Source organism: Streptomyces sp. NPDC045695 (assembly GCF_056432025.1).
This window is the reverse complement of sequence record NZ_JBWKJU010000046.1, coordinates 1-1,144: the sequence shown is the minus strand read 5'-3', so window position 1 is coordinate 1,144 and position 1,144 is coordinate 1. Positions and strand designations below refer to the sequence as shown.

The window sequence follows — 1,144 nt, the reverse complement described above, 5'->3', positions numbered from 1 at the left end:
GATCACGAGCGTTGTTGACACTCGGCAGGTCTTGAACATGGCGAAGACCTCCGGTGTGGTGGGAGCTGTCTAGGAACTCACCGCACGGAGGCCTTCGTGTCCCACCGTAATGCCCGGCTGACCGTCTTCGGTAGGCGACTGCTGGTTGAACGTGTCGCATCGGGCCGTCCGATCGCCCATGTCGCCGCCGAGATGGGTATATCGCGGGCCACCGCCCACAAATGGGTCCGGCGGTGGCGGACCGAGGGCGAAGCCGGCCTGGCCGATCGGTCCTCCCGGCCGCGGACAACCCCGCACCGAACTGCCGCCGCGATCGAGGCCCGAGTGTGTGACCTGCGGCGGGACCGCAAGCTCGGCCCCGCCCGGATCGGCCCCATCGTGGGCCTGCCCGCCTCGACCGTCCACCGCATCCTGACCCGGCACCGCCTGCGCCGTCTCGCCTGGATGGACCGCCCGACCGGCACCGTGATCCGCCGCTACGAACGCGACCGGCCAGGCGAGCTCATCCACGTGGACGTGAAGAAACTCGGCCGGATACCCACCGGCGGCGGCCACAAGGCCCTGGGCCGCGAAGCCGGCCGCAGCACGAAGTCCGGCGGGGGATTCGACTACGTCCACTCCGCAGTTGACGACCACAGCCGCCTGGCCTACAGCGAGATCCACCCCGACGAGAAGGTCGCCACCTGCGCAGACTTCCTCGCCCGCGCCGCCGCGTTCTTTCACACTCAGGGCATCACCCGCATCGAACGCGTCCTCACCGACAACGCGTGGGCCTACCGCAAGGGCCTGGCCTGGAAGGCCGTCCTGAGCGACATCGGCGCCGCCGGCAAGCTCACCCGGCCCTACCGGCCCCAGACCAATGGCAAGGTCGAACGCTTCAACCGCACCCTGCTCGAGGAATGGGCCTACCTACGGCCCTACACCTCGAACGACGAACGGACAGCGGCCCTGGCAGACTTCCTCCACACCTACAACCACCACCGCTGCCACACCGCACTGGGCGGACACCCGCCCATCAGCCGCGTAAACAACCCTGCGGGTCAATACACCTAGTGACCTGGTCTTGAGTTCCCGGCTCGCCTCATGAGTCGTGTTCTGTTTCAGATTTTGGGCTTTGCCTGACGGGTCTGGTGTCGGTGCGCTG

General features: G+C 67.7%; 1 protein-coding gene. It reads left to right on the top strand.

Annotation, left to right across the window (positions count from 1 at the left end; genetic code table 11):
- The first annotated feature begins 96 nt into the window (after positions 1–96).
- Positions 97–1,053 (top strand): IS481 family transposase, encoded by a 957-nt coding sequence (locus AC07DU_RS33875; RefSeq protein WP_479115772.1) that lies wholly within the window; start codon positions 97–99, stop codon positions 1,051–1,053.
- Positions 1,054–1,144 lie beyond the last annotated feature (91 nt).